Origin of the sequence: Agrobacterium sp. RAC06 (genome assembly GCF_001713475.1) — a bacterium.
Classification (GTDB): Bacteria; Pseudomonadota; Alphaproteobacteria; order Rhizobiales; family Rhizobiaceae; genus Allorhizobium.
Genome location: NZ_CP016499.1, coordinates 2144083 through 2170766, shown reverse-complemented (window position 1 = coordinate 2170766; position 26684 = coordinate 2144083). Strand labels below are relative to the sequence as shown.

At 59.5% G+C, this 26684-nt stretch carries 30 protein-coding genes; all 30 read left to right on the top strand.

The features are described from left to right. Positions 1–2 precede the first annotated feature (2 nt). The 30 genes from BSY240_RS10515 to BSY240_RS10370 all read left to right on the top strand — a co-directional run bounded on the left by BSY240_RS10515 (position 3) and on the right by BSY240_RS10370 (position 26650). Positions 3–578: a flagellar protein gene (locus BSY240_RS10515; RefSeq protein ID WP_069042272.1), complete on the top strand. Its 576-nt coding sequence runs from the start codon at positions 3–5 to the stop codon at positions 576–578. 75 nt (positions 579–653) lie between these two features. Beyond that, a complete protein-coding gene (flgB, locus tag BSY240_RS10510) occupies positions 654–1049 on the top strand; it encodes a flagellar basal body rod protein FlgB (RefSeq protein ID WP_054150856.1) in 396 nt (131 codons plus the stop codon). Continuing rightward, complete coding sequence (flgC, locus tag BSY240_RS10505) at positions 1049–1471, top strand: flagellar basal body rod protein FlgC (RefSeq protein WP_054150855.1); 423 nt, start codon at positions 1049–1051, stop codon at positions 1469–1471. Before flgB ends, flgC begins: the two co-directional genes overlap by 1 nt. Continuing rightward, positions 1468–1803 carry a flagellar hook-basal body complex protein FliE gene (locus BSY240_RS10500; protein ID WP_054150854.1) on the top strand — a complete coding sequence of 112 codons (336 nt, stop codon included), beginning with the start codon at positions 1468–1470 and terminating at the stop codon, positions 1801–1803. The genes flgC and BSY240_RS10500 overlap by 4 nt, the downstream gene beginning before the upstream one ends. Positions 1804–1818: 15 nt before the next feature. Beyond that, positions 1819–2607, top strand: coding sequence for a flagellar basal-body rod protein FlgG (flgG, locus tag BSY240_RS10495; RefSeq protein ID WP_006726361.1), 789 nt, complete (start codon positions 1819–1821; stop codon positions 2605–2607). A gap of 17 nt (positions 2608–2624) precedes the next feature. After that, entirely contained in the window at positions 2625–3101 is a 477-nt protein-coding gene (flgA, locus tag BSY240_RS10490) for a flagellar basal body P-ring formation chaperone FlgA (RefSeq protein WP_069042271.1), read from the top strand. A gap of 14 nt (positions 3102–3115) precedes the next feature. Next, the gene (locus BSY240_RS10485) at positions 3116–4219 is read left to right on the top strand and encodes a flagellar basal body P-ring protein FlgI (protein ID WP_371418506.1); all 1104 of its coding nucleotides are present in this window, start codon (positions 3116–3118) and stop codon (positions 4217–4219) included. Further along, positions 4216–4752: a MotE family protein gene (locus BSY240_RS10480; protein ID WP_069042269.1), complete on the top strand. Its 537-nt coding sequence runs from the start codon at positions 4216–4218 to the stop codon at positions 4750–4752. Before BSY240_RS10485 ends, BSY240_RS10480 begins: the two co-directional genes overlap by 4 nt. Further along, positions 4749–5468: a flagellar basal body L-ring protein FlgH gene (gene flgH / locus BSY240_RS10475; RefSeq protein ID WP_069042268.1), complete on the top strand. Its 720-nt coding sequence runs from the start codon at positions 4749–4751 to the stop codon at positions 5466–5468. The genes BSY240_RS10480 and flgH overlap by 4 nt, the downstream gene beginning before the upstream one ends. Positions 5469–5487: 19 nt before the next feature. Further along, the gene (locus tag BSY240_RS10470; RefSeq protein ID WP_069042267.1) at positions 5488–6006 is read left to right on the top strand and encodes a flagellar basal body-associated FliL family protein; all 519 of its coding nucleotides are present in this window, start codon (positions 5488–5490) and stop codon (positions 6004–6006) included. After that, entirely contained in the window at positions 6003–6740 is a 738-nt protein-coding gene (gene fliP / locus BSY240_RS10465; protein ID WP_069042266.1) for a flagellar type III secretion system pore protein FliP, read from the top strand. The genes BSY240_RS10470 and fliP overlap by 4 nt, the downstream gene beginning before the upstream one ends. A 248-nt stretch (positions 6741–6988) precedes the next feature. After that, positions 6989–7915, top strand: a complete 927-nt coding sequence (locus BSY240_RS10460; RefSeq protein WP_069042265.1) for a flagellin N-terminal helical domain-containing protein — start codon at positions 6989–6991, stop codon at positions 7913–7915. Between the two features lie 402 nt (positions 7916–8317). Then, on the top strand, positions 8318–9313 hold the full coding sequence (locus BSY240_RS10455; RefSeq protein ID WP_069042264.1) for a flagellin N-terminal helical domain-containing protein: 996 nt from the start codon (positions 8318–8320) through the stop codon (positions 9311–9313). 222 nt (positions 9314–9535) lie between these two features. Further along, complete coding sequence (locus tag BSY240_RS10450) at positions 9536–10534, top strand: flagellin N-terminal helical domain-containing protein (RefSeq protein ID WP_054150845.1); 999 nt, start codon at positions 9536–9538, stop codon at positions 10532–10534. Positions 10535–10839: 305 nt separating this feature from the next. Then, a complete protein-coding gene (locus BSY240_RS10445) occupies positions 10840–11799 on the top strand; it encodes a flagellin N-terminal helical domain-containing protein (RefSeq protein ID WP_054150844.1) in 960 nt (319 codons plus the stop codon). A gap of 263 nt (positions 11800–12062) precedes the next feature. After that, on the top strand, positions 12063–12710 hold the full coding sequence (locus BSY240_RS10440; protein ID WP_069042263.1) for a GTPase: 648 nt from the start codon (positions 12063–12065) through the stop codon (positions 12708–12710). Then, positions 12707–14029 (top strand): MotB family protein, encoded by a 1323-nt coding sequence (locus BSY240_RS10435; RefSeq protein ID WP_069042262.1) that lies wholly within the window; start codon positions 12707–12709, stop codon positions 14027–14029. The genes BSY240_RS10440 and BSY240_RS10435 overlap by 4 nt, the downstream gene beginning before the upstream one ends. Before the next feature lie 2 nt (positions 14030–14031). After that, positions 14032–15354, top strand: coding sequence for a chemotaxis protein MotC (gene motC, locus BSY240_RS10430; protein WP_069042261.1), 1323 nt, complete (start codon positions 14032–14034; stop codon positions 15352–15354). Between the two features lies 1 nt (position 15355). Beyond that, positions 15356–16753, top strand: coding sequence for a flagellar hook-length control protein FliK (locus tag BSY240_RS10425; protein ID WP_069042260.1), 1398 nt, complete (start codon positions 15356–15358; stop codon positions 16751–16753). Continuing rightward, entirely contained in the window at positions 16701–17258 is a 558-nt protein-coding gene (locus BSY240_RS10420) for a transglycosylase SLT domain-containing protein (protein ID WP_054150839.1), read from the top strand. The genes BSY240_RS10425 and BSY240_RS10420 overlap by 53 nt, the downstream gene beginning before the upstream one ends. A 280-nt stretch (positions 17259–17538) precedes the next feature. Beyond that, on the top strand, positions 17539–18210 hold the full coding sequence (gene rem / locus BSY240_RS10415) for a transcriptional activator Rem (RefSeq protein WP_054150838.1): 672 nt from the start codon (positions 17539–17541) through the stop codon (positions 18208–18210). A gap of 138 nt (positions 18211–18348) precedes the next feature. Continuing rightward, positions 18349–19575 (top strand): flagellar hook protein FlgE, encoded by a 1227-nt coding sequence (locus tag BSY240_RS10410; RefSeq protein ID WP_054150837.1) that lies wholly within the window; start codon positions 18349–18351, stop codon positions 19573–19575. Positions 19576–19596: 21 nt separating this feature from the next. Next, a complete protein-coding gene (flgK, locus tag BSY240_RS10405; RefSeq protein ID WP_054150836.1) occupies positions 19597–21051 on the top strand; it encodes a flagellar hook-associated protein FlgK in 1455 nt (484 codons plus the stop codon). Between the two features lie 5 nt (positions 21052–21056). Beyond that, the gene (locus BSY240_RS10400; protein WP_069042259.1) at positions 21057–22121 is read left to right on the top strand and encodes a flagellar hook-associated family protein; all 1065 of its coding nucleotides are present in this window, start codon (positions 21057–21059) and stop codon (positions 22119–22121) included. Positions 22122–22157: 36 nt separating this feature from the next. Further along, positions 22158–22505, top strand: a complete 348-nt coding sequence (gene flaF, locus BSY240_RS10395) for a flagellar biosynthesis regulator FlaF (protein ID WP_006726381.1) — start codon at positions 22158–22160, stop codon at positions 22503–22505. Then, complete coding sequence (gene flbT, locus BSY240_RS10390; protein ID WP_054150834.1) at positions 22502–22951, top strand: flagellar biosynthesis repressor FlbT; 450 nt, start codon at positions 22502–22504, stop codon at positions 22949–22951. Before flaF ends, flbT begins: the two co-directional genes overlap by 4 nt. Continuing rightward, positions 22942–23385, top strand: a complete 444-nt coding sequence (gene flgD, locus BSY240_RS10385) for a flagellar hook assembly protein FlgD (protein WP_069042258.1) — start codon at positions 22942–22944, stop codon at positions 23383–23385. The genes flbT and flgD overlap by 10 nt, the downstream gene beginning before the upstream one ends. Positions 23386–23443: 58 nt before the next feature. Further along, positions 23444–23710, top strand: a complete 267-nt coding sequence (locus BSY240_RS10380) for a flagellar biosynthetic protein FliQ (protein WP_054150832.1) — start codon at positions 23444–23446, stop codon at positions 23708–23710. A gap of 106 nt (positions 23711–23816) precedes the next feature. Continuing rightward, complete coding sequence (gene flhA, locus BSY240_RS10375; protein WP_054150929.1) at positions 23817–25904, top strand: flagellar biosynthesis protein FlhA; 2088 nt, start codon at positions 23817–23819, stop codon at positions 25902–25904. Continuing rightward, positions 25901–26650, top strand: a complete 750-nt coding sequence (locus tag BSY240_RS10370; protein WP_054150831.1) for a flagellar biosynthetic protein FliR — start codon at positions 25901–25903, stop codon at positions 26648–26650. Before flhA ends, BSY240_RS10370 begins: the two co-directional genes overlap by 4 nt. Positions 26651–26684 lie beyond the last annotated feature (34 nt).

Below are 26684 nucleotides of genomic sequence, written 5' to 3'. Positions count from 1 at the left end.
CCATGACCGATTTCGATGCTGACGAGCCCGTGGCTCCGCTGCGACCGGTCTTGGCGAAGCGCCGTGTTCCGCCCGTTGACCGTGTTCTGGCCTTCACCGGCATTGCGCTGGCATGCAGTGCCGCGCTGTTTCCCTGGTACGTTTTCTTCAATGAAGGGAAATTCGGCGTCCGGCTTGCCGAGTGGGGGCCTACGCGTGATCTGCCCGAGGGCCCGGGACGCAACGTCTTCAGCGTATCGCCGCTTGCTCTCGTGGACAACGATGATGATGAAGATAATAGCGAGGGCGAGGGCGAGGTGGAGGCGGTTGACCAGATCGTCACCGCGACCGTCCCGACCTTGGGGCGGGAACAGCCGGAAGCGCTCGATGTGCCGAGCGCGCAGCCATTTCCGGGAAAAAGCGGCTTCCGTCTTTTGCATGTCGCCAATGGTCGTGCGCTGATCGAAGACAAGTCCGGCATGTTTCTCGTGCGGGTGGGTTCGATCCTGCCCGACAACAGCCGTGTCGCCACGCTTGAGCAGCGTGACGGAAAATGGGTCATTGTAACCTCGACCGGCGAAGTTGTTCGAAACAATTGAAAAGGCGCGGGGCGGGCAAGTCCCACGCAAGATTAAGGGCCTAGGCTCCGATCAGTAAAAGACGGAGTAACGCCCATGAATCCCATCCAGTTGTTCGAGCTGGCATCCCGACAGTCGGAATGGCTTTCGGTGCGGCAGCAGGTCGTGGCGACCAACATTGCCAACGCCAATACCCCGAAATTTCTGGCCAAGGATATCACGCCCTTCAGTGCGGTCCTGGACCGGACGAGCACCGTGCAGGGCATGGCCGTCACCCAGCCGGGCCACATGGCTGCCAACGACTTCAGCGATCGTAACATCGCCGTCGAGGACGAAGATCTCAACAACGAGATCGGCATTCAGGAATCGGGCAACACGGTCGCGCTCTCGGACGAACTGAGAAAGACCGGTGAAAACAAACGCAACCACGAGCTGAATACCTCGTTGGTCTCCTCCTTCCATCGCATGATGCTAATGACGGTGAAACGCTGATGACTGATCCATTGATGGCAACCTTGCGGGTTGCGGGAAGCGGGCTGGAAGCCCAGTCGACCCGCCTTCGCATTGTATCGGAAAACATCGCCAATGCGCGCACCACGGGCGATACGCCTGGCGCTGATCCCTATCGCCGCAAGACGATTACCTTTGGTGCCGAGCTGGATCGCGTGACGGGTGCACAGACCGTCGAGGTCAAGAAGCTCGGCGTGGATCAGAGTGATTTCATTGCGGAATACGATCCGGGTAACCCGGCGGCTGACGAGCGCGGCATCGTCAAGATGCCGAACGTCAACATTCTGATCGAGATGGCTGACATGCGTGAATCCAACCGCACGTATGAAGCGAATCTGCAAACCATCAAGCAGACTCGTGAAATGCTCTCTCAGACAATCGCGCTCCTGAGGGCCTCGCAATGATCGAATCTATCACGAAGACCAGCGCATTGGGCATCGGTGGCCTGGATTCACTGTCCAGCTCGTTTTCGTCCAAGGGCCTGACCACCGAGGGTACGACGCCTGGCACCATGACCGGCGAGACCTTCATGGCAGCGCTGAGCAATGTTGCGTCGGGCGCAGCCAACAACCTGAAGCAGGCTGAACAGGTCTCCTTCGATGGGATACTGGGCAAGGCGACGACCCGCGAAGTGGTCGATGCCGTCATGCAGGCCGAGCAATCGCTCCAGACGGCGATCGCGTTCCGCGACAAGATCGTCAACGCCTATCTCGAAATCACCAAGATGCAGATCTGACAGGGGTACCGAACTATGAGAGCGCTCGCCATCGCAGCCACGGGTATGGATGCCCAGCAGACCAATCTTGAGGTCATCGCCAACAACATCGCCAACATCAACACGACGGGCTTCAAGCGCGCACGTGCTGAGTTTTCCGACCTCCTCTACCAGACGGAGCGGGCCCAAGGCGTACCGAACCGCGCAAACCAGGCGATCGTGCCGGAAGGCGCCAACATCGGTCTTGGCGTGCAGACGGCGGCCGTCCGCAATATTCATACCCAGGGTCAGCTGACGCAGACCGGTAACGAATTGGACCTCGCGCTCATCGGCCGCGGCTGGTTCCAGATCGAAAGCCCTGACGGTGCAACGCTCTACAGCCGCTCCGGTGCATTCAACATGAATGCCGAGGGCCAGCTGGTCACGATCGACGGTTACCTCGTCACGCCGCAGATCACGATCCCGCAGGATGCCAGCGAAGTGGTGATCAGCCGGACAGGCCAGGTTCAGGCCCGCATCGGCAACGATGCCGACTACACCGACCTCGGACAGCTGACCATCGCCAACTTCGTCAACGAAGCCGGTCTGAAGCCGCTCGGTGACAACCTGTTCGCCGAAACCGCAGCCTCGGGTGCCGCAATCGTGGGTGCGCCGGAAGATCCGGGCTTCGGCTACATCAAGCAGTCCTACCTGGAAGCTTCGAACGTCGACTCGGTGAAGGAGATCACGGACATGATCTCGGCCCAGCGCGCCTACGAGATGAATTCCAAGGTCATCACCACTGCCGACGAGATGGCTCAGATCGTCAGCAAGAACCTCAAGTAAGACAACTGGAGGCAAACATGAGGTTTCGCCGGAAATTCGGACATGCCTTGCGCGCGATGGCTGTCGCCGTCGCCGCCATGGCTCTCGGCGCCGGCACTGCCCTGGCGCAGAACACGGCCGTGATCCCCAAACAGGTGATCTATCCAGGCGAAACCATTGCATCCGAGCAGGTCGATGTGGTTCCCGTAACCAATCCGAATCTGGCCGGAGGCTATGCCCGCACCAGGGAAGAAGTGGTCGGCATGGTGGCCAAGCGCACCTTGCTCCCCGGTCGGACCATTCCGGTCCATGGCCTCCGCGAAGCGTTTGCGGTCAAGCGCGGAAGCAGCGTTCGTCTGACCTTCTCGATCGGCACCATGCTGATCAGCGCCAGCGGTACGCCGCTGACCGACGCCTCGGTCGGCGAGGTCGTGAAGGTGCGCAATATCGATTCCGGCTCGATCGTGTCTGGCACGGTCATGGCGGATGGCACGGTACAGGTGATGGCAAAATGAGATTGATTGCTCCCATGCGGATTGCGCTCTGCGCGCTGGCGCTGGTCTTGGCTCCCCTCGAGCCGGCCATGAGCGCCAATTCGCGCATCAAGGACATCGCCTCGCTCCAGTCCGGACGAGACAACCAGCTCATCGGTTATGGCCTCGTGGTCGGTCTGCAGGGAACCGGCGACAGCCTGCGTTCTTCGCCGTTTACCGACCAGTCGATGCGCGCGATGCTCCAGAACCTTGGCATTTCAACGCAGGGCGGGCAGTCGAACGCCAAGAACGTCGCGGCCGTCATGGTCACCGCCAATCTGCCGCCTTTCGCAAGCCCCGGAAGCCGCATCGACGTGACCGTGAGCTCGCTGGGTGACGCAACGTCTCTGCGCGGTGGCACGCTGGTCATGACGTCGCTGACCGGCGCTGACGGTCAGATCTACGCCGTTGCGCAGGGGTCTGTCGTCGTATCGGGCTTCAATGCCCAGGGCGATGCTGCAGCCGTGCAGCAAGGCATTACCACCTCCGGCCGCGTGCCGACGGGTGCCATCATCGAGCGCGAACTGCCGTCCAAGTTCAAGGATAGCGTCAATCTCGTGCTGCAGCTCCGCAACGCCGACTTCACCACGTCGCTTCGTATCGCTGATACGATCAACGCCTATGCGGCTGCCAACTACGGCGCGCCGATCGCCGAGGCACGCGACAGCCAGGAAGTGGTTGTCCAGAAACCCCGCACGGCCGACCTCGCCCGCCTGATGGCCGATATCGAAAACCTGGTCGTCGCAACGGATTCGCCGGCCCGTGTCGTCATCAACGAGCGTACCGGTACCATCGTCATCGGCGCCGATGTCCGTGTCTCGCGCGTTGCCGTGAGCTATGGAACGCTGACCGTTCAGGTGCAGGAAACCCCGCAGATCATTCAGCCAGAGGCGTTCTCGCGCGGTGAGACGGCTGTCCAGCCGCAGACAGATATCTCGATCCGGCAGGAAGGCGATCAGATCGCAATCGTCGATGGACCTGATCTCAGAACCCTCGTCAGCGGCCTCAACAGCATTGGCATCAAGCCGGACGGCGTCATTGCCATCCTGCAGGGCATCAAGTCCGCCGGTGCGCTGCAAGCGGAGCTCGTGCTGCAATGATCCATCTCGATTGTCTTCGCCCCTCTGCCAAGTCGCTGCGCAACGTGGCTATGGTCGTTGCCATCGCCACCTTGCCGGCCTTCGCCCAGAACGCGGTCGGCCAGCAACAGCCGCTTGGAAGTGCGACAGAAGCCGAAATCCGCCAGTTCTGCACCGGCATCGCCGATGCAGCACGCGACCAGCGTTACCTCCTGCAGAAGCAGGAACTCGACAAGCTGCAGGCCGACGTGGACAGCCGCATCGCCATCCTCGAAGAGCGCCGCGCGGAATACGAGGACTGGCTGACCCGTCGCAACGAATTCATGAGGCAGGCCGAAGGGCAGCTCGTCGAAATCTACCGGAAAATGGCGCCGGATGCGGCAGCTCCTCAACTTGAGGAAACCAACGTCATGCTGGCGGCCGCCATCATCATGAAACTGCCGCCGCGCCAGTCGAGTCTCATCCTGACAGAGATGAGCCCGGCCAAGGCTGCCCAGGTCGCTTCGATCATGTCGAGCGCCGGCAACCCCAATACATCGAAGGACCCATCATGATGAAGCGTTTCCCGGCACTGCTGGCCGTTCTCCTCCTGGCCGGCTGCCAGAGCCAGACCATCAAGGAGATCGGCAATGCACCGTCGATGAGCCCGATCGGGTCCGGACTGCGCTACAGCCAGACCCCGCAGATGGCGATGTACCCGAAGCAGCAGGCCCAGACCGCAAGCGGCTATTCCCTGTGGAGCGACAGCCAGTCCGCGCTATTCAAGGATGCGCGTGCGCTGAACGTCGGCGACATCCTCACCGTCAACATTGAGATCAATGACCGCGCGTCGTTCAATAACGAGACCGATCGCAGTCGTGACAACAATACGGGCCTGTCTTGGGGAGCTGAGATTTCCAACTTCCTCGGCTTCTCTACGGCGACGGGGACCACCGGAGATCTGTCGACTGATTCCACGACCAGTTCGTCCGGCAAAGGCTCCACGGAACGCTCGGAGCGCTTGAACCTGCTCGTCGCCGCGGTCGTCACGGGTGTGCTCGAAAACGGCAACCTGCTGATCAGCGGTTCGCAGGAAGTGCGCGTGAACCACGAGCTTCGCATCCTGAACGTCGCCGGTATCGTCCGGCCGCAGGATGTCAACGCGGACAACGAGATCTCTTATGACCGGATCGCAGAGGCCCGCATCTCCTATGGTGGTCGCGGCCGTCTGACCGAGGTCCAGCAGCCGCCAATCGGCCAGCAGGTCGTCGACATCTACTCGCCGTTCTGACGCGGGGGAGGCAAGAGACATGGAAGAAGGTCAGGAAGGCCAAGCCAAGAAGAAGTCCGGGCTGATGGCACTCGTCATCCCGCTCGTGGTCCTCACCGCCGTCGGTGGCGGTGGCGGCTGGGTGATCGGCAACATGCTCGCCCCCCAAGTGAAGCAGGCCGAAGACGCAGCCAAGGCCGCTGAAGCGGCGGCCGGTGAAAAGGGTGGTGAGGCCAAGAAAGACGAGGAGGGACTTCCTCCGATCTCCACCGAGGCCAATGGTGTCGTGGCGCTTGAGCCGATCACGACAAACCTCGCATACCCGTCGGAAAACTGGATCCGTCTCGAAGTGGCCCTGATGTTCAACGGCCCGCCGGATGTCCAGATCGCCGAAGCGGTGCACCAGGACATCATGGCCTATCTTCGCACCGTATCACTGCAACAGGTCGAGGGCCCGCGCGGCTTTCAATATCTCAAGGATGACCTTCAGGAGCGAGTTGACCTGCGCTCGGAAGGCCGCGTATCCAAGGTGATGTTCAGAACGCTCGTGATCGAATGATTCGGTTTCTACTCCTCGTCGCTGTCATGATGATGGCGCCGCAACTGGCTGTGGCCCAGCAGTTGCCGACGGATATCTTCAACACCCCGATCGATGGGTCGGTGGCGGCGTGGATCATTCGTACCTTCGGGCTGCTGACGGTGCTGTCGATCGCGCCCGGCATTCTGATCATGGTCACGAGTTTCCCGCGTTTCCTGATCGCCTTCTCCATTCTTCGCTCCGGCATGGGGCTTGCCACCACGCCGTCGAACATGATCCTCACCAGCATGGCGCTGTTCATGACCTTCTATGTCATGGCGCCGACCATGGACCGCTCCTGGCGTGAAGGCGTTCAGCCGCTCATCAACAATCAGATCACCGAAGCTGAGGCGGTCGCCCTCATTGCCGAGCCGTTTCGCGCCTTTATGACCGCAAACACGCGCGACAGGGATCTCGCGCTTTTCGTCGATATTGCCAATGAGCGCGGCCAGGCAACCATAGTGGACGGCCAGATCGACTACCGTATCCTCATCCCGGCTTTCATGCTGTCGGAAATCCGACGCGGCTTCGAGATCGGCTTCCTGATCATCCTGCCCTTCCTCGTCATCGACATGGTGGTGGCAACCATCACCATGGCCATGGGTATGATGATGCTGCCACCCACCTCGATCTCGCTGCCGTTCAAGATCCTGTTCTTCGTCTTGATCGACGGCTGGAACCTGCTCGTCGGCAGTCTCGTCCGGTCGTTCGTTTAAGTTAACCATCCCCGCTTACGGTTGATTCACCACGCTCCCTTACGGGCGGTTTACCACGTCATCAGCGTCCCTTGAGCTGCCTTCAATTGTAAAGAAGTTGGCAAGGATTGGCTGCGAGTTTGGACCTCGCACGACGGGTCTGGTAGCAACGAAAAATACCAAAAGGCATGATGCCGAACGTCCGTGACCGGTAAGTCTTTTAGTCCGGTATGTCCCCTCTTGTATCTCGTTTTTAAGGGACAAATCCTATGGCCAGCATTCTGACCAACTCCAGCGCGATGTCCGCGCTCTCCACCCTGCGCTCCATTGCTTCCAATATGGAAGCCACGCAGAACTCCATCTCGACCGGCATGAAGGTTTCCAAGGCCTCCGACAACGCTGCCTACTGGTCGATCTCGACGGGCATGCGCTCTGACAACATGGCGCTCGGCGCAGTTACCGACGCTCTCGGCGTTGGTGCTGCAAAGGTTGATACCGCATATGCCGGTATGGAATCCGCCATCGACGTTATGAAGGAAATCAAGACCAAGGTTGTCGCCGCCACCGAAGAAGGCGTTGACAAGGCCAAGGTTCAGGAAGAGATCACGCAGCTGAAGGAACAGCTGGTGTCGATCGCCAAGAGCTCGTCCTTCAACGGCGAAAACTGGCTGGCGGTTGAAACTGCTGGCGACAAGACGGTCGTGTCGGGCTTCATCCGCGATGCATCGGGCAATGTCGGTGTTAAGACCACGACCTACACCCTGGATCAGAACAACCTGCTCTACCGTTTTGACGCGCAGGGTGAAGTCGATGACGCTCAGGAATCGATCCTGACGAGCACCGACAACGTTACGGTCAGCGGCGCGGCTGCGGCGGTGCAGTCGATCAAGATCACCGACCTCGACGTCGAGAACGACGATCTTGAAGTGGCTCTCGCATCTGTCGACGCTGCTCTTGAGAAAATGACGAGCGCTGGCGCTGAACTCGGCTCGGTCTCGAAGCGAATTGACCTTCAGACTGAATTCGCAGGCAAGCTGTCTGACGCCATCGAGAAGGGCGTTGGCCGTCTTGTCGACGCCGACATGAACGAAGAGTCGACCCGCCTGAAGGCCCTGCAGACCCAGCAGCAGCTGGCGATCCAGGCTCTCTCGATCGCGAACAACGACTCGCAGAACATCCTGTCGCTCTTCCGTTAATCGCAAGATCAGGTCGGCCCGTAAGGGCCGGCTAGACTATCCCGACGCCGATATGCCTTGGTGGCTGACCAGAGGCGTGCGAAGGGAAGGCTTAACCCTCCGGAGGCTGAACCGGAACGGAAGCTACACGAAGGCCGCGTTCGCAAACGAACGCGGCCTTTGCGTTTTATTAATCATCATCTGCTACGCGCGCGTACGCGCGAAGGTTGCAAAAAAAAACGAAAATCTGCCGTCACATCGTTTCGTTTAGGTCTTCATTAACCTTGATGGTTTTATCTAAGTCTATCGAAACGGCGAGCTAACTATTAAAAATCAGCCAGTTAGCAGGCATGATGCTGTGCGCCGTTACCGGTGAGACCGGAATGTCCCTTCTTAGTCAGCCATTCAAGGGGCAACACTACCATGACGAGCATTCTTACCAATATCGCCGCCATGTCGGCACTCCAGACCTTGCGCTCCATCGGCAGCAGCATGGAAGACACTCAGGCCCGCGTTTCGTCTGGTCAGCGCGTCGGCGAAGCTTCCGACAACGCCGCCTATTGGTCGATCGCCACCACCATGAAGTCCGACAACATGGCGCTCTCCGCCGTGTCTGACGCCCTCGGCCTCGGCGCCTCCAAGATCGATACCGCTTATGCCGGTATGGAATCGGCCATCGATGTCGTGAAGGAAATCAAGGCCAAGCTGGTCACCGCGACCGAAGAAGGTGTCGACAAGGCCAAGGTCCAGGAAGAAATCACGCAGCTTCAGGGCCAGCTGAAGTCGATCGCCGACTCGGCCTCTTTCTCCGGCGAAAACTGGATCGCTGGTGGCACTGACACTTCGACGACCGCTGCCCAGGTGACCGTTGTATCCGGCTTCGTCCGTGATGCCGCCAACAACGTTGCCGTAAAGACCACATCCTACACGCTCGACGCCGAAACGGCTGGTAGCATGACCCTTCTGTTCGGCGGCGACGCGACTGGTGCAGTTGATACAACCAGTGGTATCCTTGGCACGAATGCAGCCGACTTCACGACCACCGACTTCGACCCGACCGCCGCCGGTACCGACGCCGCAGCGACCGCCGTAGGTGGTATGTCTGTCTACACGCTGGACATCAACGGTTTTGACGGCGCGGCCATGGCAGAAGCCCTGACGCTCGTCGATGCAGCTCTGGCCTACATGACAAGCGCCGGCGCTGACCTTGGTTCGATCTCGATGCGCATCGATCTGCAGGAAGACTTCGTCAACAAGCTGTCTGACTCGCTCGACTCGGGCGTCGGTCGTCTCGTCGACGCCGACATGAACGAAGAATCGACCCGCCTCAAGGCACTGCAGACCCAGCAGCAGCTGGCCGTTCAGTCGCTCTCGATCGCCAACTCTTCTTCGGAAGTTATCCTTTCGCTCTTCCGTTAAGACCGAAGAGTCTGAAAATAGAAGCCGCCCTCCGGGGCGGCTTTTTGCATTTTAACGATTTTATCAGATCTCTTTAACCATGCGTTAACCATACGGTCGTTACATGGGCTCATGTAACGATGAGTTAACCAAGACGAAGAACTGGTTAAGGGCATTAGGCCGCTTCATCGTTCCCGGAAAGACCGGGATGTCCCCAAATCTAGCCATTTAAGGGACACGACCGTGACCAGCATTTTGACGAACAATGCAGCGATGGCTGCACTCCAGACTCTCCGTTCCATCGACTCGAAGATGCAGGATACCCAGGCGCGTGTATCCTCCGGTCTGCGTGTCGGCGGAGCTTCCGACAACGCCGCCTATTGGTCGATCGCAACAACGATGCGCTCGGACAACATGGCGCTCTCCGCCGTCCAGGACGCACTTGGTCTCGGCGCCGCCAAGATCGATACGGCCTATGCCGCGATGGAAAGCTCCATCGAGGTGATGAAGGAAATCAAGGCAAAGGTCGTCGCCGCCACGGAAGAAGGCGTCGATAAGTCGAAGATTCAGGAAGAAATCGACCAGCTGCAGGAGCAGCTTCGCTCGATCTCCGAATCGGCGAGCTTCAGCGGCCAGAACTGGGTCGCAACCGGCCCCGATACGGTCACGGCACCCGTCGACGTGACGGTTGTGTCAGGCTTCATTCGCGACTCCAGCGGCAATGTTTCCGTGTCGACCACTCTCTACTCTCTCGATGCAACGACAGCAGACGGCATGACAGTTCTGTTCGGTGGCGACGCGACCGGCCTGATCGACTACAACTCCGGTATCATTGGCAGCGTATCCGATACCTTCGACGCCTTTGTCGACTGGGACAATGACGGCGTGGTCGGTGCAGCCGCGGCTGAAATCGCGGGCGTTTCCATCGATCAGCTCGACATCACCGGCCTGACCACTGCCGGCATGCAGGAAGCCCTGTCTCTGGTTGAATACGGCCTGCAGCAGATGACCAGTGCGGCAGCAGCCTTGGGTTCGATTTCCATGCGCATCGGCATGCAGGAGGACTTCGTTGCGGCTCTGACCGACTCGATTGACAGTGGTGTCGGTCGTCTCGTCGATGCCGACATGAACGAAGAATCGACCCGCCTCAAGGCGCTGCAGACCCAGCAGCAGCTGGCCATCCAGTCGCTCTCGATCGCCAACACCTCTTCCGAAAGCATCCTGACACTCTTCCGTCAGTAAGCGGCGCTCTGGCTAGGGGCGACTTCGTCCCGCCCTGACAGTGTCGGATGTTCTCGGTGTGAATCCGCGCCTCGCAAGAGGCGCGGATTTTCGTTTGAGCCTTGCGCGAAACTTTTGGCAATTTCGTTTGAACTACAAAAGACAAGCCTGTGCCTTGCCATGTCCTTGGTCTGTTTGTTAACTGCCGCTGTTAACGATTTGTTAACAGTGACGGGGATCGCGCGTTCGCGCGTTTTGCATGATGCCCTCCCGTCGTGCCGGCAAGTCGCCGGATGCGCAGTCCGACACGCTTAGGGGCACCAAGCATGACCAGTATTATGACCAATGCGGCCGCCATGGCGGCGCTGCAGACACTTCGTTCGATCGACAACAATCTCGAGATGACCCAGCGGCGCGTATCGTCGGGTTACCGGGTCGAAACGGCAGCCGACAATGCCGGCTATTGGTCAATCGCCACGACGATGCGTTCCGACAATGCTGCGCTCTCGACAGTTTCCGACGCACTTGGCCTCGGTGCGGCAACCGTTGATACCGCTTACACGGCGCTCGACAATGTCGTCGACGTGATGTCCACGATCAAGGCAAAGCTGGTTGCCGCGAGCGAGCCCGGCGTCGACAAGAACAAGATCAACGAAGAAATGACGCAGCTGAAGAACCAGCTGATTTCTTCTGCCCAGTCCGCATCCTTCTCGGGTGAAAACTGGCTTTACAACACCAATGCGCTGGAGTTGGGTACCAAGCAGGTCGTTTCCTCCTTCGTCCGCGGAGCCGACGGCAGCGTTCAGGTCACGACCCTCGACTTTGACACCGCCGAATCCGTGCTGATCGATATCCAGGATGCGTCTCGCGGCTTCCTCACCAAGTCAATCGACGCCGACGTGCTGCGCAACACCGGTACCGGTGCACGCGAATATTACCTCCTCGACATGGGGGCGCCGACCGGTGGCGACGAGATCGCGATAAACACCAACACGTCCAAGGAAGCGCTCGACGACATGATTGCCGTCGTCGACAACGTCATCCAGCAGCTGACCGATGCCGCCGCCACCCTCGGCGCCATCACCAGCCGTATCGAGATGCAGGACACCTTCGTCTCGAACCTCATGGACGTGATCGACAAGGGCATTGGCCGTCTGGTCGATGCCGACATGAACGAGGAATCGACGCGTCTGAAGGCGTTGCAGACCCAGCAGCAGCTTGGCATCCAGGCACTCTCGATCGCCAATAGCAGCGCAGAAAAGCTCCTGACGCTCTTCCAGCGATAAGCCTTGAACCGCTGGATATACTGGTATCCAGCGGTTCCGTGCCGTTTTGAAGCAGGTCGCCACCAGCCTCATTCATCTTCGCGCAAGTTTGAACCCCTAGCTTCAGGAAGCGCACGTGGCATCAGAAGCCAAGCCGTGCCGAATGAGCTTTGAACGATCCTTGAAGATGAGAGAACGCGTACGGACATGCTGATGTTTGATCTTCTTCTCCTGGAATTGCACTTCAGCCGTGTCCAATCTGTCGCCGATGGAGGCGATTGCCCATGAGCATGCCTTTGGCCCGTTATCTCAAGGACTTTTCGACAACGGTCGCGCCACCTGCGCCGCCGGCGCCGGCCTTCGATATGCCGTCGGTGGATGCCTTCGACATGGACTTCCCGGCGCTTCCCGAACCCGAGGCAGTCGACGTCGAGGCCATCAAGCGGGAGGCCTATGCCGAGGGTCATGAAGCCGGTGAAAAGGCAGCTGCGGAGCGTTTCGAGGTGGACCGGCAGGCAATCGAGATAGCCCACGCGCAGGCGCTGGCCGAGCGTGACCAGAAACTGCGTGATGAATTTGCAGACCTGCTCGCGACGAAGCTGCCGGACGTGATCGAGAGGCTCTCGATGGCCGTGAGCGAACAGGCGGCGATTGCGCTCGCTCCGGCGATTGGCGAGGCCCTTGCCGAGAAGGCTGTGAAAGACCTGGCTGAACTCTTGAAGGCAGCCATAAATGCGGGCGAGGCAGGCACGATTGAGGTCAAGGGGCCTCGTCTCCTGTTTGAAAAGCTGCAGTCGGAAATGCCGGAGCAGACAAGTTTCCTGCGCCATGTCGAGGATCCGGACCTCGATCTCTCGGCTGAATTCGGCGATGCCGCGCTCGTCACCCGCATCTCGGCCTTTACGGCGAGCCTGAAGAAAGTGCTGGCATGAGCGACGAGAACCACCACCACGGCAAGAGCCAGATCATCATCGTCAAGCGCCGCAAGGGTGACCACGATGGCGCGCATGGCGGAGCGTGGAAGATCGCCTTTGCCGACTTCATGACAGCGATGATGGCCTTCTTCCTCGTCATGTGGCTGGTCAATGCTGCCAATGAAGAGACCAAGGCCACGGTGGCCAGTTACTTCAATCCAATTCAGCTTGCCGACGAAAAGCCCACCGAAAAGGGGCTCGAGAAGCCGGTCGAAACCAGCGAGGGCCAAGAGAAGAAGGAACGCTCCCAGGTCGATGAAGACCAGGACAAGGTAGGTTCCGCCGCCGCGACCGGTGACGACCAGACGGCCTCCTCGGGCGACGAAGCCAATTATTCGGAGGCCGACTTCTTCGAAAACCCCTATTCGGTTCTGGCTGAAATTGCCCAGGAAGTCGGGCAACAGGCCAATGTCAGCGCCAAGGGCGAAGGCGGCGCAGCCGACTCTGGCCCGTCTACCGGCGCTCAGGGCGGTGAGGCCTATCGCGATCCTTTCGATCCGGATTTCTGGACGCAGCAGGTTCAGACCGCCAACGGTCCGCCGGGCGATCCGACCGACGCGCAGACGCCGGCCGAGCAGGCACAGACCGCCTCGCCATCCGACGCTGACACGTCTGAACCTTCGACCGAGCCCGAACAGCAGATCGCCCTTGTAGTGCCCGGTCAGAAACCGGATCCGGCAGCCACGCCATCAGAAGCGATGGCCGCTGACAAGCCGGCCGACGCAGACGCGTCGGAGATCGGCCAGACCGAACAGCCGCTCGAGGGAGTTGCTGAGAAGCCGGAAACCGCCGAGGCTGAGCTCGAGGCTCAGCTTGCGGCGGCGGACACCCTCAAGGCTGAAATCGCAAATGCCATTGGCGGAGCAGCCGGCAAGCTGGCCGAGGGGCTCATCGTCACGCCGACGGAAGGTGGCTTGCTGGTCACGATCAGCGATCAGAGCGATGCCGCCATGTTCAATCTCGGCTCGGCCGTGCCACGCCGGGAACTGGTGGTCGCCATGGAGAAACTCGGTCAGATCCTGCAGGAAAAGCCGGGCCGCATCGTGATCCGTGGCCATACGGACGCCCGCCCGTTCCGCGGCACGGAAAATGACAACTGGCGGCTTTCCATGGCCCGCGCCCACAGCGCCTATTTCATGCTGGTCCGCGGCGGTCTTGACGAAGATCGTGTCGAACAGGTCTCCGGCTTTGCCGATCGGCGCCTGCAGGTGCCGGAGGATCCGCTCGCAGACGCCAACCGTCGCATCGAGATCCTGATCGAAGCGGAGCAGGGCTGACCATGCTCATCCGCCGTCTCACCCTCCGCCTGCTGCTGTCCGGTCTGACCGTCTTTTCGGTCGGATCGTTCGGCCATGCGCAGTCGACGGACGAGGCGATCGAGCCGTATCGAATGCTGCGATCGCTGCAATTCGTCCAGGATACTGTGGTGCGCGGCGACCATTCTGCAGCCGACATGCAGCGGTTCGTGCTCAACACGATCGACGAGCGTTTGCGCACGGCCGACCCGAAGATTTTCCAGGATCCTCGCAACGTCGATGCAGCCCTGATTTACGCGATGAGCGGAGGAAATCCGGCAACCCTGGAATTCCTGGTCGCCCGCGACATCGAGGGCAACTTCGACAACCGGGTCAGTGATGCCTTGCGCAAGTATCTGAGCGGCAAGGGTACTCTCATCGGCAAGACCCTCGGCGACATGGCCGTCGAATACAAGAATGACAAGATCGGCCCCTATCTGGCGCTGGTCGCCGGCAATGTGACCCTGACGCGCGATCCGGCCGCTGCGCTCAAGTTCTACGATTGGGCCCGCCTTACGGCGCCCGGCACCATCGTAGAGGAAGCGGCCCTGCGACGGTCGCTTGCGGTCGCGGTCGATGCCAAGATCGTCGACAAGGCCTCGCTTTACGCCAATGGCTATGCGCGTCGCTTCCTCTATTCTCCCTATGCCAGCCAGTTCGCTGATCTGTTCGTCCGTTTCGTCGTGGAGCATTACGAGGTGCTGAAGCCCACCGACATCGAAGCCACACTCGGCTACATGGACGCGGATCGGCGCCGTGAGGTCTACCTACGGATTGCCCGTGAGGCGGCCATTGCCGGCCACAACCAACTGGCGACCATGGCGGCCGAGCAGGCAAAGCTGCTTTCCGGCACCGAGGAAGGTGCCGACGCTCTGGCGAAACTCTATGGCAGCCTCGTGCGTGTCCCCACTGAGAATGTCACCGACGCGATGGCGGCCTTGATGCAGGTCCCGGAAGACATGTTGTCGCCCAGGGATCGCGCCTTGAGGCAGGCGGCTGAAACCATCGCTAAAGAAGTCCTGCGCAAACCCGAACCCATTCAGCGTTCCCAGACGCCTTTGGCGGAAGCTGTGAGCATCGACGATCCGGCACAATCCGCATCGGCTGATCCGGACCTGCAGGATCCGTTTGCCCAGCCGGAGCCGGCCTCAGTTACGCAGGCTGACGCAACGCAGCCAGTCGCCGACGCAGCCGCGACACTTCCTGCCGAGCAAACCGAAATCGACCCGGAATTGCGTAGCTTCGTCGATTCCGGACGCTCTAAGCTCGACGCAATCGACGATCTTCTCCAGAAAGAAGGCCCGTAACATGATGGACGCACTTTCCGCCCCCAGAATGCCCGCGACGGATGGCCCGGCGGCTGCAAGCGGCTCGGGCCGCGCAGACAAGGCGGCGGACGACGGCAGCTTCTCCAAGGTGCTCTCCAAATCCGGCGAGCAGGAGGCAGGTGCGTCGAAGCAGGATCGCACACGCGACGAGACGGAAGCCTCGGAGGCAGAGGTAAATCAGCCAGATGCAAAGATGGCGCGGGCGAGTGAACGATCCTTCATCGATGATGCTTTGCTGGCGGAACTCGATGCACTTCCGGATGACGTCTCGACGGGGGATCTGATCCGGGCTCTCGCCAAGGCGCAGGCCAAGACCAAAGCAAATGCTCAGGGCGATAAGGAGCCTCAGGTCGAGATCGAAGGCCTCGATCCGGAACTGAAGGCGCAACTGGCGAAGGCGATGGCGGCCGTTCGGGATCGCAAGGAAACCGGTGAAGGCGAACCAGTGGCGACCGAGCAGGCTGCAGGCGAGGCGTCCCCGTCCGAAACTCCGGTGGCGGACCTCGCCGATGTGCTTCAGCTTCTGGCGGGTGGCAAGATTGATCCCGCCGAGAAGGGCAAAGAGCCAGCCAAGGGCGACAAGTCGGACAAGGACGATCAGAAGGTTCTCGCCGGGAACCTTATTGACGCCAAGGCCCATGACGCCGCCGATAACGCCGCTTCGGATGACGACAGCTCGGACGGCGATCGCGATTTCCGCTTCATCCGGGCAGACGGCAAGGGGCAGCCACTTGTTCTGCGCGGGGAGGGGGCGTCTTCTCCGGAGCAGACCGAGCAGAAAGTGGTTGAAACGGTCACGGTCGTCGATAGCCGCCGCTATATCGCTCCAGTCTCCACATCCAATGCCGCGTCCATTACTGCAGCGATGCTGGGCGACAATGAGTGGCTCGGTGCCATGGCGCCCGGCTCAGAGCTCGCCAATGCCGCTGCCCAGTCCAGCCAGGGCAAGGTCGTGCATACGTTGAAGCTCCAGATGACACCGATTGAGCTCGGCAGTGTCACCGCTACCCTGCGCCTGTCAGGCGAAGAGCTGAGTGTTCAACTGACCGTCGACAACCCGGCGGCCTTCCGCCAGCTCTCAAACGATCAGAGCGACATCCTGAAGGCACTCCGGGCCCAGGGTCTGGTCGTCGACCAGGTCCAGGTGACCATGCAGACCCCGTCGGCGGATCGCAGCGCAGATGCAGGACAGAATGGATCGCAGAACCAGCAGTCCGGCCAACAGGCATTCCAGCCCGGAAATCAGGGCGGTGAACGACAGCAGCGCGGTGACGCGCCAGGAAATAGCGTGAGGATGGCGGATGAGCGTGTTGCTGATACGACGGATGTTCCCGCTTCCGGCAATCGCGGCGCTCGCCCTGATCAGCTTTACGTCTGAGGTAGAGGCAAGTCGCGGTGCCTGTGAGGGCGCCATCAGCGCGGCCGCTGCCAAATACGGCGTTCCCGAAGGCATTCTCTATTCGGTCGGCCTGACAGAGACTGGCCGCAAGGGCAGTCTTGCCCCCTATGCCATGAACGTCGAGGGCAAAGCCTATTACTTCGACGATCTGGATGCTGCTCTCGACGGCTTCGAGCGTGCAAGAATGGGCGGAGCGAAGTTGATCGATGTCGGCTGCATGCAGATCAATCAGCACTTCCACGGGGAGCACTTTACCTCAGTCGAGGCGATGTTTGACCCGAGGCGCAACGTGGAATATGCCGCTCGCTTCCTCAGCAACCTTCACAATCGTCATGAAACCTGGACGATGGCGGTTGCGCGCTATCATGCAGGACCTAATAATGATCCCGCCCAGAAGCGTTACGTGTGCCGTGTGATCTCCAATCTGGTTGCCACGGGCTATGGGAACTGGACGCCCAATGCGCGACAATTTTGCGGTGAATAGCAACCCATGATTGTTTGACAGCCACGATTGTGCCGATTTGCGAATTGTGGCGACACTGCGGTAACGAGAGCTCATGCAAGACCTTGTGCGAAACTTGCGTTAACTTTTCCACCGAAAAATTGTGTCAGCGTAGTTCAAAACATACTAGATCTAGTTCAAATCGGCACCAAATGGTTAATCAATCGTTAATTACTATGGTTAAGTTCTCCTAGTTGTTCATGAATCCCCCGATTCGTACCCATGGTGCATCGAAACACCACACTGATTCGGAGGCGGCTGAATGATCGTCGTGGTAGATGAGCGCGAGCTCGTGAAAGACGGATACACATCACTATTTGGACGCGAGGGGATTCCCTCGACGGGGTTCGACCCCCGGGAGTTCGGGGAATGGGTCAATACAGCGGCCGATTCCGACATTGCAGCGGTTGAGGCGTTCGTCCTCGGCCAGGGCGAGATGACCCTCGAATTGCCGCGGGCAATTCGTGACCGGACCCAGGCGCCGGTGATCGCGGTCAGCGATCATCCATCCCTGGAGGCTACTTTGGCGCTCTTCGATTGCGGAGTCGATGACGTCGTACGTAAGCCCGTGCATCCCCGTGAAATCCTGGCGCGCGCTGCGGCTATCCGCCGGCGTCTGCGGGCAATCACCAATTTCACCGAGATCGGTCCGATCAAGGTCTTCTCCGACGGCCGTGATCCCGAGATCGCCGGCGACGTCTTCCCCTTGCCGCGCCGCGAGCGCCGCATCCTGGAATATTTGGTCGCAAACCGCGGCCGACGCGTATCGAAGACGCAGATCTTCAACGCGATCTACGGGATCTTCGACGAGGAAGTCGAAGAGAACGTCGTTGAAAGTCACATTTCCAAGCTTCGCAAGAAGCTGCGCAAGAAGCTGGGTTTCGATCCTGTCGATTCCAAACGCTTCCTCGGCTACTGCATCGACTGGAGCTGATCTCTACCTGCGGCCGCCCTTGAGCGGCCGCATTTTTTTCCCTCGACGCGAGGGAAAAAGCTGGGCGCTCAAGCCAGACAGCTTCACGCAAGGCCCACCTCATACTCTCCAAATCGACTAGCAAACGAGGATTTTGACATGAGCCTTTACGGAACCATGCGAACGGGTGTCTCCGGCATGAATGCCCAGTCGAACCGGCTGAGCACCGTCGCTGACAACATCGCCAATTCCAGCACTGTCGGCTACAAAAAGGCCTCGGTGCAATTTTCATCCATGATTTTGCCGACCACGAACGGCGCCTACAATTCCGGCGGTGTCGAAACGGACGTGCGCTACTCGATTTCGAGCCAGGGTACCTTCAGCTACACGACGTCGACGACGGACCTCGCCATCAATGGCGACGGCTTCTTCATCGTCAAGGGCGACGACGGCACCCCCTATATGACGCGTGCCGGTTCCTTTGTTCTGCAGGACGACGGAACCCTGAAGAACACGGCCGGCTATACGCTGCAGGGTTATCCCTATGATTCTGAGGTCGATCCGACGATTGTCGTGAATGGTTTCGATGGCTTGGAGCCAGTGGACCTCTCCGGTTCGGGGATTTCGGCAGTCAGATCACTGACAGGCACGCTGAACGTGAACCTGCCGAACTCGGCCGAGGTAGGTGTTGCCACTGACATCAAGAAGACGTCTCTGACCGTCTTTGACAGTCAAGGATCAAGCCGATTGATCGATTTCACCTATGAGAAGATCGCCGACAATACGTGGGAGGTCTCTGCGGTTGAACGGGATAACGGCACTCAGGTCCTTGCGCCCCAAACGTTGGTTTTTGACGCGGACGGCAAACTCGTAACTCCCGATCCAGCCGAGCTGCCGCTTGATCCCTACACTGTAGACGGCGCTGAAGTCGGCGACCCTGGTACCGGTATCCTGATCAGCATTGGCGATACGACCCAGCTCGCCTCGGATTTCTCCGTCCAGCTGGGCAAGGTGGACGGCAACGCCGCCTCGAAGGTCAAGGGTTACGAAATCGACGACAAGGGCATCGTTTCGATTGCCTACGACAACGGCGATTTGGTGCCGACCTTCCGCGTCGCGCTCGCCAGTGTCCAGAGCCCGGACAATCTCAATCCGGTGGCCGGCAACATGTACACCCAGTCGAACGACTCCGGTGTCGTCATCCTTGGCTATGCCGGCTCCAGCGGCTTCGGCACGATCCTGTCGGGCGCACTTGAAGACTCCAACGTGGATGTCGCTGAAGAGCTCACCGCGATGATCGAGTCCCAGCGCAACTACACTGCAAACTCCAAGGTATTCCAGACCGGCTCCGAATTGATGGAAGTCCTGGTCAACCTGAAGAGATAATCGAAAGAGTAGGTTAGTCCTATGTCGCTTGCATCGTCACTGAATACGGCCAACTCGATTTTCCGGAATACGTCCCAGCAGACGTCCGTAATCTCGACGAACATCGCCAACACCGGCAACGAGAACTACGTGCGCCGTGATGCGGTGGTCACGCAGACCGTCTACGGTTTCTCGACGGTGCAGAATGAACGGTCGCAGCAGATGGCTCTGCTGCGCCAGATGGCATCGTCGACGGGGCAGCAGAGTGCGCAGTCGACACTTCTGGACGGCCTGACCACGCTTTCCAATGCGCTTGGTGGCAATGACAAGGAATTGTCGCCATCCAACTATCTCGCGAACCTGCAAAGCAGCCTGCAGGCTTTCGCCGCCGCCCCGGGCGAATACGCACTCGCTTCCACGGTCGTGACGGATGCAATCGACGTCGTCAACTCGCTGAACAATACGACGATGTCGACGCAGAAACTGCGCGAAGACACCGATGCGCAGATGTTTCAGCAGGTCGAGTCGCTGAACAAGCTGCTTGCCGAGTTCAAGATCGTCAACGACACGGTCGTGCGTCAGACGGCGACCGGCGGCAATGCCGACGACTATCTCGATCGCCGCGACACGCTCCTCAAGGAGATCTCCAATATCGTCGGCGTGTCCGTGAACATGCGCGATAACAGCGACATGGTTCTGTACACCTATGACGGCACGACGCTGTTCGAGACGGAGCCGCGCGAAGTCAGCTTCGTGCGCACCTTTACCTATGATTCGACCGTCTCCGGCAATGCCATCTACATCGACGGAACGGCGGTTCGCGCCGGCATCGGCGGCAATACCGATGGCCAGGGTTCGCTTGCTTCGCTCGTTCAGATCCGCGATGTCATTGCGCCGACCTTCCAGACCCAGCTCGATGAAATCGCGCGTGGCCTGATCGAAGCCTTCCAGGAAGTCGACACCGGCGGCGGCGGCGAACTGCCGGGCCTGTTCACCTGGCCGACCGGCACAATTCCCTTGACGGGAACGGTCGAGCCTGGCCTGGCTGCCCTCATTCAAGTCAATCCGGCCGTTCGCTCGGATGCCGGCGGCGATCCCATGCTGATCCGTGACGGTGGCATCAATGGCGCCGCCTATGTGCAGAACGTCGATGGATCATCGGGCTTCACCGATCTGATCAACAGCTATGTCGACGAACTCGCCGCGAACAGAAGCTTCTCCGCCGATGCGGACCTGAAGACGGATGCAAGTGTTTTGTCCTTCGCCAGCAACTCGATCGGCTGGCTCGAAGAGCTGCGTTCGAACGCCTCGACGGCGTTTGAAAACAAGCAGGCGCTCTATGAGCGTACGTTCCAGACCTACTCCTCCAAGACGGCGGTCAGTCTCGACGAAGAACTCTCGATGCTGCTCGATGTCGAACAGTCCTATAAGGCCGCAGCCAAGCTCGTCTCAACGGTGGATGAGATGCTGAAGGCCGTCATGGATATGGTGAGGTAATCCCAATGTCGACAGCTAGCGTCTCCAATCTTTCCACCCAGACATCCATGCGACTGACCATTCGGCAGGCGCAAAATGAGCTCTTGAAGTCACAGCAGGAAGTCAGCACCGGCTTCTACGCCGACATCGGTGCCGAACTGGGCAGCAAGACCTCGACCGTCGTGGACCTGAACCGTGAAAGCCTGCGGCTGAACTCGATGATCAGCAACAACTCGATCGCGACGCAGCGACTGTCCGCCTCCCAGGAAGCGCTGAAGCAGATCGCGACCGCCGCCGAAGAGATGAACAACGCGCTGATCACCATCTCCGGGTCGTCGAACAGCGACACGATCAACACCACCGTGATGACCGTATCGAACTCCCTCTCGACGATGACGAGCATGGCCAACCAGTCGGCCAATGGTGAATTCCTGTTCGCAGGCATCAACACCGATGTGAAGCCGTTCAGCGAGTACACGGACACGTCGCCGGCGAAGACGGCTTTCGACAACGCCTTTACCGCCTATTTCGGCTTCGCGCCGACCGATACGGCGAGCGTCGCGACGATCGTCCCGAGTGGTGCAGTCCCGAGCATGGAGGATTTCATCACCTCCACGCTGGAGCCGATGTATACCGGAGCCGACTGGAACACCGATTGGTCGAACGCGACCGACCAGGCGATGACCAGCCGCATCACGCAGTCTGAAACTGTCCAGACATCGGCCTCGGCCAATGAAGACGGTTTCCGCTACTTCGCGCTCTCTGCCATCGTGACCAAGGAACTCATGACGATCGGTGCGCCGGCCGCCGCAGTGACGGTCGCGATCAACAAGGCGATCGACTACACGGGCCGCGCCATCACCGGCATCAACTCGACGCGCTCGGAACTTGGTCTTTCCGAGAACCGAATTGAGAAGGCGGATGCCTCGCTCAAGGTTCAGGTGGATATTATCGAAACCAGCCTGTCGAGCAAAATTGAAGTAGATGCGTACGAAGCGTCGACTCGCGTTAACTCTCTGCTTGCCATGGTGGAAGCATCATACACGCTGACATCGAGGATCCAGGGCTTGAGTCTTGTAAACTACCTTTGATGAGCAAAGGGTGAAATGAACCTGAAGGGCAACTGAATGTACCAGTTCTCATATGCCGAGATTATGGAAGATGGCGTCGCTGACGCCAAGGAGCGCGAACGGCAGGCCCTTGACCGTTGCATCCAGCTTCTGAGCGCGGCCCGTGAAAAGAAGGGCTACTCCCGCGAGGCGATCGAAGCTCTGTTTTATACCCGCCGGGTCTGGATCCGGCTGATCGAAGATCTGCAAAACCCCGAGAACCAGCTCGGCGACGAAGTACGCGCCAATCTGATTTCCATCGCCATCTGGATTTTGAAAGAGTGTGACCGGATCCGCAAGCGTGAGTCCGAGAACTTCCAGGGCATCATCGACGTGACAACCATCATCAGGGATGGACTTAAATGAAGAGCACTTTGCGCATCTCGCTCAAGTCGGGCGAACGTATTTTCATCAATGGAGCGGTTCTGCGCGTCGACCGCAAGGTTGCCCTCGAGTTCCTGAACGATGTCACTTTCCTGCTCGAGAACCACGTTCTGCAGCCGGAGCAGGCGACCACGCCGCTGCGTCAGCTCTACTTCATCGCCCAGATGATGCTGATCAATCCGGAAGGCAAGGATCAGTCGCTGGCGATGTTCCGCAAGTCGGTCATCATGCTGCTGTCCTGCTTCGAGAACGAAGAGATCCTCGCTGAGCTGAAGCGCATCGATGGCATGGTCTCCTCCGGTCGCGCTTTCGATGCCTTGAAGGCGATCCGTCAGCTCTATCCGATTGAGGACCGCATCCTGAACAACCAGGAAATGACGCCGGCGACCATCGAGCAGATCCGCAAGGAGATTGCGCCATGGCGGTAGACGGTGTAGCTGCCACCACTGCGGCCACGACGACATCGTCTGCCACCAGCAGCACGGCGAGCAAGGCTGCCGAGAAGGCATCGATCGATTACGATAGCTTCTTGAAGCTCCTGATCGCCCAGATGAAGAACCAGGATCCGACGAATCCTATGGATGCGACGGAGCAGATCTCGCAGCTTGCCACCTTCTCCCAGGTCGAGCAGACGATCCAGACGAACTCGAACCTCGAGACGTTGATCACCGGCAACGCGCTGAGCAACGCCTCCTCCTACATCGGCAAGACCATCACCAGCGCCGATGAAAAGACCACCGGCGTCATCGCCTCGGTTCGCGTCTATAGCGACACGATGGTGGCAACGACCGCTGAGGGCAAGGAAATCCCCATCACCGTGGGCGTCCGCGTCGGGACCAAGCCCACGACGAGCGGCACGTGACATGCTAGGCCTTTCGGAGTGGAAGGCGTGATTCGCCACTCCGAAAGGATACCGTCTCATGAATGAGGCAGACGCTCTCGACATTCTCCAGGCTGCAATCTGGACAATCATCATCGCTTCCGGGCCGGCCGTGGCCGCCGGCATGATCGTCGGTGTCGTCATCGCGTTGATCCAGGCGCTGACCCAGGTCCAGGAAATGACCCTGACATTCGTGCCGAAGATCCTTGCCATCATGATCACGATCGGCATCTCGGCGCCTTTCGTCGGAGCCCAGATCAATCTCTTCAGCAACCTCGTTTTCTCGCGGATCCAGTCAGGCTTCTAGCGGAGCGGTCTGACACCCTCGCGCAAGCTTCGCCGTCTATCTCTTCAAGGCAGACTGCCGGAAGCATGGTCTTCCGGGTGACTTCTCATGAAGAGATGGAATGGACATGGCGCAACCACCTGCACTCGTAATCCCGAAGGCCAGCCCCAGCGGGCGTGACATCGGTTTCGCGTTCGGGATCGTGATGATCCTGTGCATCCTCTTTCTGCCCATACCGCCCTTTCTGATCGATGTCGGCCTGGCATTCTCCATTGCGCTTTCCGTCCTGATCCTGATGGTCGCGCTCTGGATTCAGCGCCCTCTGGACTTCTCGTCCTTCCCGACCATCCTGCTGATCGCCACCATGATCCGTCTGTCGCTCAACATCGCGACGACGCGCGTCATTCTAACACATGGTCACGAGGGCCACGGGGCTGCCGGCGGGGTGATCGCCGGCTTCTCCAACCTCGTGATGGGCGGCGACTTCGTCATCGGTCTGATCGTCTTCCTGATCCTGATCACCGTCAACTTCATCGTCATCACCAAGGGCGCCACGCGTATCGCGGAAGTCGGCGCCCGCTTTACCCTTGATGCAATCCCCGGCAAGCAGATGTCGATCGACGCCGACCTTTCGGCCGGTATCATCGACGAAAAGGAAGCACAGCACAGACGCCGTGAACTGGAGCAGGAAAGCTCGTTCTTCGGTGCGATGGATGGTGCTTCGAAGTTTGTCCGCGGCGACGCGATCGCCGGTCTGATCATCACCGCCATCAACGTTGTCGGCGGGATTGTCATTGGCTACTTCCGCCATGACATGGAGCTCGGTGAAGCAGCAGACGTCTTCGTCAAGCTCTCCGTCGGTGACGGCATCGTCTCCCAGGTACCAGCACTGATCGTTTCGCTGGCCGCCGGCCTTCTGGTCTCGCGCGGCGGCACACCCGGCTCGACCGACGAGGCTGTGGTCAATCAGCTGAGCGGCTATCCGCGTGCCTTGTCTGTCGCGGCCGCAATGATGGGGGCACTTGCGCTCGTTCCCGGCCTTCCCCTGATCCCGTTTACCGTTCTGGGTGGTCTGATGGCCTTCGGTGCCTGGCTCATCCCGCGCCGCCTCGAGGCCGAAAATCAGGTCAAGCGCGAGCAGGAAGAAAAGAAGGTCATCCAGAACAAGGAAGCCGAGAAAGATTCGGTCAAGTCTGTTCTCAAGACCTCCGAGATCGAACTGGCCCTTGGCAAGCTTGTCTCCACCCGACTGCTTGGGGCCCATCAGGAACTCGCCTTCCGCGTTGGCAAGATGCGCAAGAAATTCGCCAGCCAGTACGGTTTTGTCGTGCCGGAAATCAAGGTGACCGACGATATCGCGATCCCGGAAAAGGCCTATCAGATCCGTATCCACGGTACGACGGTCGCGTCGAACAACCTGCGTGTCGGCGAAGTTCTGGTCGTGACAGGCTCTGGTCGCAAGCCAAACGTACCGGGCGACGAGATCCGCGAACCGGCTTTCGGCATGCCGGCGGTCTCGGTCCTCGAAACCTTCACAGAAGAACTCAAGCGCGAAGGCTTCCACCCGATCGACAATGTCTCGGTCGTGCTGACCCATGTCTCGGAAGTCATCCGCAACAACCTGCCACAGCTCCTGTCCTATAAGGACGTCAAGGTGCTGATCGATCGCCTGGATCCCGAGTACAAGAAGCTCGCCGACGAGATCTGCTCGTCGCATATGTCCTATTCGGGCCTGCAGGCGGTCTTGAAGCTGCTGCTCGCCGAGCGCGTCTCGATCCGCAACCTGCATCTCATTCTCGAAGCGGTCGCCGAACTCGCGCCGCATGTCCGCAAGACGGAGCAGATCGTCGAGCATGTGCGTGTCCGGATGGCCCAGCAGCTCTGCGGCGACCTCACCGACAACGGTGTCCTGCGCGTCTTGCGTCTCGGCTCCAAGTGGGATCTCGTCTTCCACCAGGCGCTGAAGCGCGATGCCAAGGGCGAGATCGTCGAATTCGACATCGATCCGCGCAGCCTGGAAGAGTTCTCCGAACAGGCAAGTCAGGTTATCCGTGAATTCATGGACCGGGGCCTGCCCTTCGTCCTTGTCACGTCGCCCGAAACACGGTCCTATGTGCGCATGATCATCGAACGACTCTTTGCCACCTTGCCGGTCCTTTCACATGTGGAACTCGCCAAGGGCATCGAGATCAAGATTCTGGGCTCCATTTCATGATTTCTGACCCGCAGGGGAGTGTGCTGGTACTGATCGCGATTTTCTGTCGCATCGGCGCCTGCATCATGACCCTGCCGGGCTTTTCTTCGGCCCGTATCTCGATGACGGTGCGGTTCTTCCTTGCCTTTGCCATCTCGCTGGCCATGACGCCTTTGCTCTTCGATACCGTGTACCCCACGGTCTCCGGGGGCGGGGCCTCTCTTATCGGCGTCATTGTCGCGGAACTCCTGATTGGCATGATGTACGGCCTTGTTCCGCGCTTCTATGTGCTCGGATTGCAATTTGCAGGCTCGGCGATCTCGATGGCGATTGGCCTCAACACGCCGGGCGCGTCAGACGTTCTCGAAGACACCCCTGACAACCAGATGACCAATCTGATCTCTTTCGGTGGCCTTCTCATGCTCTTCATGTTGGATTTTCACCATGTGGTGTTTCGCGCGCTGTTCGATTCCTATTCGGTGATGCCGATCGGCGGCATGCCGGACAGCCAGAAAATGCTGATCACGCTGACCGACACCCTGACGCAGACCTTCCTTCTGATGCTGCGTTTGGCGAGCCCATTTCTGATCTTCGGTCTGATGTTCAACGTGGCCGTCGGTCTGGTGAACAAGCTCGCACCCCAGGTACCCGTATTCTACATCTCGACCCCTTATCTGCTGATGGGTGGACTGCTCCTGGTCTATTTCACCATCGCCGCCATGGTCATGCAGTTCGGCCAGAATTTCCCGATGATCTTCAATTTCTGACGAGGCTGCCTTGGGACCGCAAAAGAAATCCGAC